Here is a 13472-nt window from a genome sequence, read left to right on the forward strand (position 1 = left end):
GGGCGGGATCGTGTCGGTGCCGAGGACAACTTCTTCGAGCTGGGCGGGCATTCACTGCTCGCGACCCAGGTGGTCTCCCGGATCCGTGAGGTGTTCGGCAGCGAGATTGCCCTGGCTGCCCTCTTCGACCATCCGACGGTCCGCAGTCTGGCCGCGGTCATCGAGCAGGCGGTGCCCGGGATGGTGCTGCCGGCGGTCACGTCGGTCTCCCGGGATGAGCCGTTGCCGTTGTCGTTCGGCCAGCAGCGGCTGTGGTTCATTGAGCAGCTTGAACCGGGTTCGGTCGAGTACAACCTGCCGTCGCTGATACCGGTGGACGGCCTGGTGGATGTGGCTGCACTGGAGGCTGCGTTGACGGCTGTGGTGGCGCGGCACGAGGTGTTGCGGACCCGGCTGGTGGCGGGCCCGGACGGGGTCGCGTACCAGGTCATCGACCCATCGGAGCAGGTTCCGTTGCCGGTGGTGGACGTCTCCGGTGTTGCTGATCCGATGGCCGTGGTCCGGTCTCTGGTCGAGGCGGATGCGGTGGCGCCGTTCGACCTCGCGGCCGGGCCGCTGATCCGTACCTGCCTCGTGCGAGCGGGTCTGGACCGCAGTGTGCTGGTGCTGTCCCTGCATCACGTGGTGTCGGACGAGTGGTCGGGCCGGATCCTCCGCCGCGATCTGCAGGTCCTCTATCGGGCGATCCGTGCCGGTGAGCCGGATCCGTTGCCGCCGTTGCCGGTGCAGTACGCCGACTTCGCCGTCTGGCAGCGTTCCTGGCTGACCGGCGAGGTCCTCGACGGCCAACTTGCCTACTGGCGTGACCGGTTGACCGGAGCGCCAGTGCTGGAACTGCCCACCGACCGGCCCCGTCCCCCCGTGCGGTCCAGTGAGGGCGCGGCGGCACACTTCACCGTCCCCGCCCCGGTGGCCGACGGGCTGCGGGAGGTCGCCCGACGGAGCGGCGCGACCATGTTCATGACCTTGCTGGCAGGCGTCGGCGTGGTTCTGGGCCGTTACACGGGACTGGACGATGTCGTCGTCGGCTCACCGGCGGCCAACCGGGCGCGTACCGAGACCGAGGACCTGATCGGGTTCTTCGTCAACACGCTAATACTCCGCACCGACTTGTCCGGAGACCCGTCCTTCACCGACCTGGTCGGCCGGGTGCGGGAGACCGCGCTGGGCGCCTACGCCCACCAGGACCTGCCCTTCGAGCAACTCGTGGACGCCCTGATCACCGAACGCGACCGCTCCCGCACCCCCCTCTTCCAGGTCTTCTTCAACTACCTGCGCGACGAGGGCGACGGCCCGACGGTCGAGAACGGACCCGATGGCACGCAGACGTCGTCCGGGACGGTGAAGTTCGACCTGGCGGTGAACCTGGTGGACACCGGCACCGGACTGGCCGGATCGATCGAATACAGCACGGCGCTGTTCGACCGGGAGACGGCTGACCGGATGATCGGCCACCTGGTCACCGTACTCGGCGCGGTGGCGGAGGACCCGGGCAGGCGGCTGTCCCGGCTGCCGATGCTGACCGCCGCCGAACTGAACCTGATGCCGGCGGCCTGGAACGACACGGCGACGTCGGTGCCCCGGGTGGCCGGGGTGCACGAGTTGGTGGCGGCCCAGGCGGCCGCACGGCCCGATGCCGTCGCGGTGGTGGCGGGCGGGACCATGTTGACGTACGGCTCGCTGGAGGAACGGGCCGACCTGCTCGCCGGCCGGCTTCGTGCACAGGGCGTCGGTACCGAGTCGGTCGTCGGCCTCTGTCTCGAACGCGGCCTGGACACGGTCGTCGCGATGCTGGCGGTGTGGAAGGCGGGCGCCGCCTTCCTGCCGCTGGACCCCGACTACCCTGCGGAACGGCTGGAGTTCGTCCTGGCCGACAGCGGAGTCCGCGTACTGGCAGGCCACCGTGGCGTGGCCGACGGCCTGCCCGCCGAGATCCGGATCTGGCTGGACGACCCGGCCGGAGCCGCGAAGCGGGATCCGGCACCCGAGCCCGAGGCGGAGCCGGCCGCGGACCGCCTCGCCTACGTGATCTACACCTCCGGGTCGACCGGGATCCCGAAGGGAGTGCAGGTCACCCAGCGCAACCTGGTGAACTTCCTGGCCTCCATGGCAGATCGCCCGGGCCTCACTCCTGCCGACGTTCTGCTGGCCGTCACCACGCTGGGATTCGACATCGCAGGCCTGGAACTGCTGCTTCCGCTGACCGTCGGTGCCCGGGTCGTCGTGGCGGACCGGGACACGGTCCGCTCCCCGCGGCTGCTGACGGGAGAACTCGGCAGGAGCGGTGCCACCGTCATGCAGGCCACCCCGTCGACCTGGCAGATGCTGGTCGCCGACGGCTGGCGGGGCTCGGCGCGGCTGCGTGCCCTCTGCGGTGGTGAAGCGCTGCCCGCCGAACTGGCCGGGGCGATCCAGGCACGTACCGCCGGCGTGTGGAACATGTACGGGCCCACGGAGACCACGATCTGGTCCACGTGCGGGCCCGTGCCGGGCGACGGGCCGGTCACCCTCGGGTCGCCGGTGGCGAACACCAGTGTCCACGTGCTGGACCGGCACCTGTGCCCGGTGCCCGTCGGGGTGGCCGGTGAACTGTTCCTCGGCGGCGCCGGAGTGGCCCGTGGCTATGCCGGGCGTCCGGCGCTGACGGCGGAGCGGTTCGTCGCCGACCCGTTCGCTGCGGACGGGGGGCGGCTGTACCGGACCGGGGACGTCGTCCGCCATCGGGCGGGCGGGGAACTGGAGTTCCTCGGCCGGGCCGACGACCAGCTCAAGGTGCGCGGGTTCCGGGTCGAGCCGGGCGAGGTGACGGCGGCGCTGGCGGCGCACCCCGGGATACGGTCGGCCGCGGTCGCCGCCTGGGGCGAGGCCGGGGACCGGCTGGCCGCCTACCTGGTCCCGGCGGACCAGGCCGAGGGCATCCCCACGGCGGCCGACCTCCGTGCCTTCCTGCGGCGGACCCTGCCGGAGTACATGGTGCCGTCCGTCTTCACCGAGCTGGCCGCCCTGCCCCTGACCCCCAACGGGAAACTGGACCGGGCCGCGCTGCCCGCCCCCGACGCCGCCCGTCCCGAGCTGGGCGCCTTTGTGCCGCCCACCGGGGCGACCGAGGAGCTTCTGGCCGGAATCTGGGCGCGGTTGCTCGGGGCCGACCGGGTCGGCGCCCTGGACGGCTTCTTCGAACTGGGCGGGCACTCGCTGCTGGCCACGCAGGTGATCTCCCGGATCCGGGAGGTGTTCGGCGCCGAGATCGCCCTGGCCGCGCTGTTCGAGCACCCCACCCTGCGGGCGCTGGCCGCGGTGGTCGACGAGACCGGCCACGGGTCGGCTGCGCCGCCGATCACACCGACGTCCCGGGACCGGGCACTACCGCTGTCGTTCGCCCAGCAGCGGCTGTGGTTCCTGAACCAGCTCGAACCAGGGTCTGCCGAGTACAACCTGCCGTCGCCGATCCCGCTCGCCGGCCCGGTGGACGTGGCCGCGCTCGGTGCGGCGTTGACGGCTCTGACGGCCCGGCACGAGGTGCTGCGGACCCGGCTGGTGGCGGGCCCGGACGGGGTCGCGTACCAGGTGATCGACCCGCCGCGACCGGTTCCGCTGCCGGTGGCGGACGTGTCGGACGTGGCCGATCCGCTGACCGCGGCCAGGCGTCTGGTGGCGGCCGACACAGCGGAGCCGTTCGAGCTGGAGTCCGGGCCGCTCCTGCGGGCCTGCCTGATCCGGCTTGCGGCCACTCGTCACGTGCTGGCGCTGACCGTCCATCATGTGGCCTACGACGACTGGTCGGACCGGATCCTGCGACGCGACCTGTCCTCGCTGTACGAGGCGTTCCGGGCGGGCGAACCGGATCCGCTGCCGCAGCTCGCGGTGCAGTACGCGGACTTCGCGGTGTGGCAGCGCACCTGGCTGGCCGAGGGCGTCCAGGATCGCCAACTCGCTTATTGGATGGACCGGTTGGCGGCACTGCCGGTCCTGGAGCTTCCCCTCGACCGGCCGCGTCCGGCGCTCCGCTCCGCGGTGGGGGCGGCGCTGCGCTTCACCGTGCCGGGCGAGGTCGTGCGGGGGCTGCACGAGGTGACCCGCGCGGGCGGCGCGACGATGTACATGACCCTGCTGGCCGCGTTCAGCGTGCTGCTGGGCCGGTACGGGGGTCAGGACGACATCGTGGTGGGCACACCGGTCGCGGGCCGGAACCGTGCGGAGACCGAGGACTTGATCGGGTTCTTCGTCAACACGCTGGTGCTGCGGACCGACTTGTCGGGGGACCCGTCCTTCACCGAGTTGCTGGGTCGGGTGCGGGAGACCGCGTTGGGTGCCTACGCCCACCAGGACCTGCCCTTCGAGCAACTCGTGGACGCCCTGGTCACCGAACGGGACCGCTCCCGCACCCCGCTCTTCCAGGTCCTGTTCGACTACTACCGGCAGGAGACCGGCGCGAGGAGCGACGCGACGGAAACCGCCGACGCGACGGAAACCGCCGACGCCACGGATACTGCCGACGCGACGGACACCGTCCAGGCAGGTGTGACCGCCAAGTTCGACCTGCGTCTGGTCGTGGTCGAGGACGACGACGGCCTCACGGCCACGATCGAGTACGCGGTCGCCTTGTTCGACGCGGCGACGATCGACCGGCTGGCACGGCAGCTGCGGATGCTGCTGGCAGAGATCGGGGAGAGCGCGAGCCGGCCGGTGTCCGAGCTGTCCGTGCTGTCGGCGGCCGAGCACACCGAACTCCTGGAGCTGGGGACGGGTGCCGCACGGCCGGTGTCTGCGACCGGCGGAGTGCCCGGACTGGTGGCCGAGCTGGCGGCTACCGACGGGGACACGGTCGCCGTCGTATGCGGCGAGGCACATCTGACCTACGCAGGCCTGGTACGGCGGGCGTCACGGCTGGCGGGCCACCTTCGAGGCCTCGGAGCGGGCCCCGAGTCGGTCGTGGGCATCTGCCTGGGCCGCGGCCCGGATCTGGTGGTCGCGGTGCTGGGCGTGTGGTTCGCCGGGGCGGCTTTCGTGCCGTTGGACCCGGAGTACCCGTCGGAGCGGCTGGCGTTGATGCTGGCCGACAGCGGTGCCCGGGTCGTGGTCGGAGACCGGGCCGGAGCGGCCGCACTGGACGGGGACGCAGTGATGGTGCGAGTGGACGACCCGGCCGCGTGGACCGATCTGGACGTGCCGGAGCCGACGGCGGTGGAGCCGGATCAACTGGCGTATGTGATCTACACGTCGGGGACGACGGGTGTCCCGAAGGGCGTCCAGGTGGGCCATGGTGGGCTGGTGAATCTGGCGGCCGGTCTGTGGCCGTTGCTGGGCAAGGGGTCCCGGGGCTTGTTGCTGGCGCCGTTCAGCTTCGACGCGGCGGTGTGGGAGCTGGTCATGACCTTGTCGGGTGGTGGCACGCTGGTCGTGGCGACTGCGGAGGAGCGGACCGAGCCCGGTGGGTTGGTCCGTGCGGCAGGGGTGGAACTGGCCTTCGCCGTGCCGTCGTTGTTGCGGGTGCTGGCGCCGGCCGATCTGGCCGGGGTGAAGACCCTGGTCACGGGCGCCGAGCGGGTGGATGCGTCATTGGCGTCGGTGTGGCGGGCGGAGGGGCGGCGGTTGCTGAACGCCTATGGGCCGACCGAGGCGACGGTGGTGGCGAGTGCCGGCGTGGTCGAGGACAGAGACCTTCCTCCCTCGATCGGAGGGCCGGTTCCGGGCGCCCGCCTCTACGTGGTGGACGGCGCGCTGAATCTCGTACCGGGGGGTGTGGCCGGTGAGTTGCTCGTGGGTGGCGTGGGTGTGGCGCGTGGGTATGTCGGTCGTGCGGCGCTGACGGGGGAGCGGTTCGTCGCTGATCCGTTCGCGGCTGATGGTTCGCGGGTGTATCGGACGGGTGACCGGGTGCGGTGGGGTGCCGACGGGCGGCTGGAGTTCGTGGGGCGGGTGGACGAGCAGGTCAAGGTGCGCGGCTACCGCATCGAGCCGGCGGAGGTCGAGGGGGTGCTGGCTGGTCATCCGGGTGTTGGTGCGGCGGTGGTGGCGGTGGTCGGGGAGGGGACGGGGGCCCGGTTGGTGGCGTATCTCGTTGCGGCCGATCCGGCCGAGGGCGTTCCCGGTGTGGGTGAGTTGCGTGCGTATCTGGGGGCCAGGCTGCCCGCGTTCATGGTCCCGGCTTCCTTCACCGAGTTGTCGGCGCTGCCGTTGACGCCGGGCGGGAAGCTCGACCGGGCCGCCCTCCCCGCCCCCGACCCCGGCCGCGTCGACCTGTCCGGTCGGTACGTCGCTCCCCGGACCAGGATCGAGCGGGTGGTGGCCAGGGTCTGGGCCGAAGCGCTCGGCCTGGACCGGGTGGGCGCGGAAGACAACTTCTTCGAACTCGGCGGGCACTCACTGCTGGTGACCCAGATCGTGGCCCGGATCCGGGCCGCCGGGCACGACACCAGCGTCGGCGACCTGTTCGACCGTCCGACCGTCACCGGCGTCGCCGCGCGGATCGAGGCGCACCGGGCCGAGGCCAGACTGCGCTCGGCCGTCCGTGTCAGGAGGGGGCACATCGTCCCCGCCGTGCACGCCGTGCACTCGATCACCGGTGAGGTCGCCGCCTACGCCGGACTCGCCGGGCATCTCGGCGAGGGCCAGGAGTTGATCGCGTTCCAGGAACGGGGACTGGTCGGCGACGACCGCCCGCTGCGCTCCGTGAGGAAGATGGCGGCCGCCTATCTCAAGGAGGTGTTCCAGCTCCAGCCGGACGGTCCGTACCTGTTCGCCGCGCAGTCCGGAGGCTGCTACATCGCCCTGGAGATGGCCCGGCGGGCGGCCGCCGCGGGCAGGGAGGTGGGCGGTGTGTTCCTGATGGGTCCGGCCTTCCTCGGCACCCCCGCCCCCGGCCACCGCGCCGCCGCCCAGGAGACCCGCCGGCTGCTGGACCGTCTGGACGACACGATCCAGGCCCCGGACGGGACCCGGCTCTCCCCGGCCGACGAGGACCGGCTGCTGCGGTTCCGCGAGCCCGACGACAAGATCGCCGTCGCGGTCAGGGAGGGCGACAAGCACGGGATGCGGATCATGCGTGTGGTGACCATCAACGGCCTGGCCTACAGCACCTACGGTCGGAGCATGCACCGGGAGCCGTACGACGGCAGGGTGGTGCTGTTCATGCCGGGCGAGGACCCGGACGAGATCCGGCAGCAGGCACTCGACCAGTGGCGGGCCGCGCTCGTCCGGGAGCCGGAGATCGTGGACGTACCGGCGGAACACTCGACGGTGCTGCGCGGCGACAGCGCCCGGGTCATCGGGGCGCGGCTGGCAGCGGAGATCACCCGCAGGCGGCGGCACTGAGCCGGAAACCGGTGTTCAACTGATGCGATGCCCCGGTTGAACACCGGCCGTGCCCGGTTCACGGGTCGGTCGGTTGAATTCACGGCGGGGAGGCAGAAGAATTGCGGCCATGCTGGATATGGCCAGAATTGCCGTGAGTCAATTCATTGAGATGAGCGATTCCAACGAACGGGCCATGGCCGCCCGCCTTTCGTCCGCAGGCTTCGGTGACATCGCTTTGGGCGATGTGCTTTTCCTGACGGCGCTGCAGATGCGAGGCAACTCCGGCAAGAGCGCGGGACAGCAGGCGAAACCCGGCGGCGACGTTTCACGGGAGATGACCGAGAAGCTGTTCGCGCACGGGTACCTGGCGGACCGCAGCGAACCGGACGGTCGCGATCGTACGGGGACCGTGCTCACCGCCCGGGGGCGCCTGGCCGTCGACGTGGTCATGGACGGGGTGCTGGCCGAACGCTGGGTGTCCTTCCCGTTCCGGCCCGGGGACATCGTCATCAGCGCGCCGGGCAAGTGCGGCACCACATGGGTGCAGATGATCTGTGCGCTCCTGGTCTTCCAGACGCCGGAACTCCCGGCCCCGCTCAATGAGCTGTCGCCCTGGCTGGACGATCCGACGGGCATACGCCACGAGGTCTTCGAACGGTACGCCGGCCAACGCCACCGGCGGTTCATCAAGACGCACAGCTCACTGGCGGACGTTCCCGCCCTCCCGCAGGTCACCTACATCGCGGTCGCACGGAATCCGCTGGATGCCGCCGTCTCCTCCTACCACCAGCAGAAGCGTCTGGAACAGGCCGCCGGACCCGCTGACGGGGGCGTCGGCGACTCACCACGGGAGTGGCTGCTCGACTGGATCACGGAAGAGCCGGCCGCACCGGCACGGCCGAGCCGCCTGGACGGCATTCTCGGGCGCGTCGCCGCCGCGTGGGAGCGACGCGACGAGCCGAACGTCGTCCTCACCCACTACGAGGACCTCTCCGCCGACCTGGAGGGACAGATGCGCATGCTCGCGGCACGGCTGGGGATCGCGGTCGCCGAAGAACTCTGGCCCGGTCTGGTGAAGGCCGCGACGTTCGAGCGGATGCGCGCCTCCGCGGACCGGATCGAGCCCTTCGGGGGCCTGCTGGACAACAGCGCGTCCTTCTTCCGCAAGGGCGTGTCGGGCTCGGGGGCCGAACTCCTCACCGAGGCCGAACTCGCCGACTACCGGGCGAGGGTCGCACGGGTCCTCCACCCCGACGTGCAGGCCTGGCTGCACCGGTCGGCGTGAGACCTGAGACCCGGAGACCTGAGACCGGAGATCTGAGATCTGAGACTTGAGACCGGAGAAGGGCTGATGCGATGTGCGCCGCTGAGCGACGACCTTCCACCCGGGAGGACCGCTACCGTTCGGTACTGGCCAACCAGGGTCGCGGCTCCACACTCCAATCCATCTACCAGGACGTCTACGGCGCCGACTATCCCAGCGAGGCGGAACCCTTCGGTTTCGTCACCCTGAGCGACCTGCGCCTCCTGGCGGAGATCCTGGCGCAGTCGCACACGACCCGCCTGCTCGACGTGGGCTGCGGCCGGGGCGGCCCCGGTCTCTGGATCGCGCGTGCGCTCGACGTTCCCCTGGTCGGCGTGGACATCATCCCCGAAGCGGTGGCCGCCGCGGCGGAACGTGCGGCCGGCTTCGGCATGGCGGCCCGGGCCGGTTTCTACGTGGCCAGTGCCACCGACACCGGACTGGCCGCCGCGGGCTTCGACGGGGCGGTCAGCGTCGACGCGCTGTGGATGGTGCACGACAAGCCGGCCGCGTTCCGTGAGCTGGCACGGGTGCTCCGCCCCGGTGGTCGGCTCGTGTTCACCAGCTGGGAGCCGGCTCTCCTGCCCTACGGCTCCTTCCTCGAAAGAGCCGGATTCACCGACATCACCACCCAGGAGATCGCGGGTTCGCGGGACCGGGAGATCGCCGTGCACGAGGCCGTCCTGCGCAACTGGGAGGCCATCTCCCTGGAACTGGGAAAAGAGGCCGCCGAAGTGCTCATGGCGGAGGCGGCACACACCCCTGCCTTGTTGAACGACACACCGCGCGTCATGATTTCGGCCGTCCGCGGCAATACGTCGCGTGTCAGACAGCCGCACTGAATGCCATATTGAGACGGGCGACCGGATCCCCTGACCATGGATTCCCCGACCGTGCATTCCTCGGTTGCGGCGGATGAATCGCGGGTTTGGTTCGGCATTCTCACGGTGGAGGACAAGTGACGCTTTCCCGGGCCAAGCAGGAATTGCTGACGCGACGCCTCAAGGGTGAGCGGTCGCCCCTGCGGGGGTGGGGAGAGCGCCCCGGCACCCCGCTTCCGCTGTCCTTCGCCCAGCAGCGGCTGTGGTTCCTCGACCAGCTCGAACCGGGCTCGATCGAGTACACGATGCCGATGCGGGTGCCGCTGGGCCGCGACCTCGACACCGGGGCGCTGAACAGGGCCGTGGACGCGGTGGTGGCGCGCCACGAGGTGCTGCGGACCCGGCTGGTGACGGGCCCGGACGGCGTCGCCCACCAGGTCATCGATCCCCCCGGTCCGGTCTGGCTGCCGGTCGCCGACGTCTCCGCCGAACCGGAACCGGCGCGTGCCCTGGAACGGCTCGGAGCCCAGATGATCATGTCCCCGTTCGATCTGGCGACGGGGCCACTGGTGCGCTTCTGCCTGGTCCGACTGGGCGATCAGGGACACGTGCTGATCCTGACGATGCACCACGTCGTCTTCGACGAATGGTCCGAGCGGGTGCTACGGCACGAACTGCTCGCCCTGTACGAGGCGTTGTGCGCGGGTGACCCGGATCCGCTGCCGCCGCTCGCCGTGCAGTACGCCGACTTCGCGCTGTGGCAGCGGTCGTTCCTCGCCGGGGAGGTGCTGGAGCAGCAACTCGCCTACTGGCGGGAGCGACTGGCCGGGGCCCCGGTGCTGGAGCTGCCCACCGACCGGCCCCGCCCACCGGTCCGCTCGACGGAGGGCGGGGCGGTGCCGTTCACCGTCCCCGCCGAGGTGGTCGACGGCCTGCGGAAGGTCACCCGCGAGAACGGCGCGACGATGTTCATGGCGTTGCTGGCCGGGTTCAGCGTGCTGCTGGGCCGCTACTGCGACACCGAGGACGTCGTGGTGGGCACCGCGGTGGCGGGCCGGAACCGGGCCGAGACCGAGGACCTGATCGGCTTCTTCGTCAACACGCTGGTGATGCGCACCGACCTGTCGGGCGACCCGACGTTCGCCGAGGTCCTGGCCCGGGCCCGGGAGGCCGCGCTCGGCGGCTACGCGCACCAGGACCTGCCGTTCGAGCAGTTGGTGGACGCCCTGGTCACCGACCGGGACCGGTCCCGCACCCCCCTCTTCCAGGTCTTCCTGAACTACGGACAGGAAGACGACCCCGGACGCCCGGCCAGGGAACGCCGGCAGGACCGCGACGACGACGGCGTCGCCCGGCAACTCACCACGGCCGACCTGCAGGTGAACTTCGGCGACGCGGGCGAGAACGGCCTCTCCGGAGTGATCGAGTACAGCACCGCCCTGTTCGACGAGGCGTCGGTACGGCGGCTGGCCCGGCACCTGGTCACGGTGTTGCGGGCTTTTGCGGTGCCCGGGGGGCGGGTGGCCGAACTGGAGTTGTTGTCGGAGGCGGAGCGGGGGGAGTTGGGGTCGTGGGGTTCGGGTGCGGAGCCGGTGGTGGAGGGCTCGGTGCTGGAGTTGATCGGGCGGCAGGCGCGGTTGCGGCCGGATGCGGTTGCGGTGGTGTCGGGTCAGCGGCAGCTCACGTACGGCGAGTTGGCAGCGCGGTCGAACCGGTTGGCGCGGCATCTGATGGCGCGGGGTATCGGTCGTGAGGACGTCGTCGGCGTGTGCCTGCTGCGCGGCACCGGCCTGATGGTGGCCGTCCTCGGTGTGCTGAAGGCGGGCGCCGCCTACCTACCGATGGACGCCGACCACCCCGACCAGCGCATCCGGTACCTGCTCGAAGCCTCCGGCGCACCCCTGGTCATCACCGAGACCGCGCTGGCCGACCGGCTGGGCGCAGACGTGGACCGCCTGTTCGTCGACGCGGACACGGCCGCCATCGCCACCCACGACTCCGACGACCTGCCACCGCAGGCGCAGCCGGGGAACCTGGCCTACGTCATCTTCACCTCGGGCTCCACCGGCCGGCCCAAGGGCGTGCTCATCGAACACCACTCGATGACCGTGCGGCTGACCGAGATGGGCCGCCGGTACGCGATCACCCCCGCCGACAGCACCCTGCAGTTCGCCTCCATCACCTTCGACGCTACGGTCGAGCAGCTCTTCCCGGTCCTCATGCACGGCGGCCGGCTGGTGCTGCGCGGCGCCGAACTCTGGACCCCGGCCCAGGTGTTGCGGCAGATCCGGGCACAACGGGCGACCATCGCGGAGATGACCCCCGCGGTCTGGGAACTGGCCATCTCCGACCTCACGGCCGGCGACGGGCTGGGCCCGGACTTCCGCCTGCTGGTCCTGGCCGGTGAAGCGATACCGGCCGCGGTGCTGGCGCGCTGGTTCGAGCGGACCCAGGTACCGATCTACAACACCTACGGGCCGACGGAGGCGACCATCACGGCGGTCGTCGCGGTGCTGCGGGAGGCGGTGTCGCCGGTGCCGATCGGTGTGCCGATCGCGGCGACGACGGTGCATGTGCTGGATGCCCGGCTGCGTCCGGTGCCGGTCGGGGTGGCGGGCGAGCTGTTCATCGGCGGTCCCGGTGTCGCGCGTGGCTACGGCGGGCGTCCGGCCCTGTCGGCGGAGCGCTTTCTCGCGGATCCGTTTGCGGGGGACGGTTCGCGGATGTACCGGACGGGTGACCGGGTGCGGTGGAGTGCGGCGGGCCGGATGGAGTTCCTGGGCCGGGTCGATGATCAGGTGAAGGTCCGGGGGGTGCGGATCGAGCCGGGTGAGATCGAGGCCGCGCTGGCCGCGCATCCCGGGGTGCAGGTGGCGGTGGTGACCCCATTCGGCGAGTCCGCACAGGCGCGTCTGGTGGCCTACGTCGTTCCTTCCGACCCCGCCGAAGGCATCCCTGACACGGGGGAGTTGCGCGGCCACCTTCGCGAGAGCCTGCCGGAATTCATGATCCCGTCGGTGTTCACCGAACTGGCCGCACTGCCGCTGACCTCCAGCAGCAAGCTCGACCGCGCCGCACTGCCGGTCCCCGACGCCCACCGCCCCGACCTGGCCGCCACGTTCGTCGCCCCGGCCACCCCCGCCGAGGAGTCGCTGGCGCAGATCTGGGCCGAGTTGCTCGGCGTGGACCGGGTCGGCACGGAGGACAACTTCTTCGAACTCGGCGGCCACTCCCTGCTGGCCACCCAGGTGATCTCCCGTATCCGCGACGCGTTCGGGACCGAGGTGCCCCTCGCGACCCTCTTCGACCAGCCCACCGTCGGCGAACTCGCCCGGGCCGTCGAACGATCCGCGCACGGTACGACGGCCACACCGATCACGCCGGTGCCGCGCGACCAGGTGCTGCCGCTGTCCTTCGCCCAGCAGCGGCTGTGGTTCCTGGACCAGCTCGAACCGGGAACGACCGAATACAACGTGCCCCTCCGCACCCGCTGGCGCGAGCCGTTGGACACCGAAGCACTGAACGCGGCCCTCGGCACGATCGTGACCCGGCACGAGGTGCTGCGGACCCGGCTGGTGGCCGGCCCCGACGGCACGGCCCGTCAGCTGATCGACCCGCCCGGCCCGTTCGACCTGCCGGTGGCGGACGTGTCGGGCACCTCCGACCCGGAGGCGACAGCCCGCGACCTGGCCTCGGCAATCGCCGACGCCCCGTTCGACCTGGCGGCCGGCCCGCTCATCCGCGCCTGCCTGATCCGCCTGGGCGCCACCGACCACATGCTCTGCCTGTCGCTGCACCACGTGGTCTTCGACGAATGGTCCGGCACGGTCTTCTGGCGTGAACTGACCGCGTTGTACGGGGCGTTCCGGGTCGGTGCGGCGGATCCGTTGCCTGGGTTGCCGGTGCAGTATGCGGATTTCGCGGCGTGGCAGCGGTCGTGGCTGTCCGGGGACGTGCTGGATGGTCAGTTGGGGTATTGGCGGGAGCGGTTGGCTGGGTTGCCGGTGTTGGAGTTGCCGTTGGATCGGCCGCGGTCGTTGGTGCGGTCGAAT

At 71.1% G+C, this 13472-nt stretch carries 4 protein-coding genes; all 4 read left to right on the forward strand.

Features of this window, described 5'->3' with window-relative positions; genetic code table 11:
* Positions 1 to 7314 (forward strand): amino acid adenylation domain-containing protein (locus ACFWPQ_RS51190; RefSeq protein ID WP_384051960.1); only part of this gene is annotated, 7314 nt, incomplete at its 5' end.
* Between the two features lie 151 nt (positions 7315 to 7465).
* Positions 7466 to 8581 carry a sulfotransferase domain-containing protein gene (locus ACFWPQ_RS51195; RefSeq protein ID WP_384051962.1) on the forward strand — a complete coding sequence of 372 codons (1116 nt, stop codon included), beginning with the start codon at positions 7466 to 7468 and terminating at the stop codon, positions 8579 to 8581.
* 71 nt (positions 8582 to 8652) lie between these two features.
* Complete coding sequence (locus ACFWPQ_RS51200; RefSeq protein ID WP_384051964.1) at positions 8653 to 9441, forward strand: methyltransferase domain-containing protein; 789 nt, start codon at positions 8653 to 8655, stop codon at positions 9439 to 9441.
* 116 nt (positions 9442 to 9557) lie between these two features.
* On the forward strand, positions 9558 to 13472 hold a 3915-nt coding region (locus tag ACFWPQ_RS51205), incomplete at its 3' end, for an amino acid adenylation domain-containing protein (protein WP_384051966.1).

It is taken from the genome of Streptomyces sp. NPDC058464 (assembly GCF_042721035.1).
Classification (GTDB): domain Bacteria; phylum Actinomycetota; class Actinomycetes; order Streptomycetales; family Streptomycetaceae; genus Streptomyces.

Bases quoted from the DNA above. Each gene is read 5' to 3' on its own strand.
- ACFWPQ_RS51195 (WP_384051962.1), top strand. From the start codon at position 7,466: ATGAGCGATTCCAACGAACGGGCCATGGCCGCCCGCCTTTCGTCCGCA.
- ACFWPQ_RS51200 (WP_384051964.1), top strand. From the start codon at position 8,653: ATGTGCGCCGCTGAGCGACGACCTTCCACCCGGGAGGACCGCTACCGT.